The sequence below is a fragment of the Sphingomonas sp. CCH9-E2 genome, from assembly GCF_001557215.1.
In the GTDB taxonomy this organism is placed as follows: Bacteria; Pseudomonadota; Alphaproteobacteria; order Sphingomonadales; family Sphingomonadaceae; genus Sphingomonas.
Genome location: NZ_LSJM01000320.1, coordinates 1 through 271 on the forward strand (window position 1 = coordinate 1; position 271 = coordinate 271).

The following is a 271-nucleotide window of genomic DNA, read 5'->3' on the forward strand; positions in this document are numbered from 1 at the left end:
GGGCTGGCGCACTTGCTGTCGGTGAGCGGGTTGCATGTCACGGCGGTGGTCGGGGCGACGATGCTGCTGGTGCTGCGGCTGTTGGCGCTCAGCCCATGGCTGGCGCTGCGCTGGCCGTTGCCGGTGATCGCAGCGGGCGTCGCCGGGCTGGCGGCGGGGGGGTATACGCTGCTGACCGGGGCGGAGGTGCCGACGGTGCGGTCGTGCATCGCGGCGCTGATGGTGCTGGCGGCGATGATGCTGGGGCGACAGGCGATCACGCTGCGGCTCG

The 271-nt window shown here is 73.1% G+C and carries 1 protein-coding gene; it reads left to right on the forward strand.

Annotated features, from left to right (window positions below; genetic code table 11):
• On the forward strand, positions 1-271 hold a 271-nt coding region (locus AX681_RS15265; protein WP_197424299.1), incomplete at both ends, for a ComEC/Rec2 family competence protein.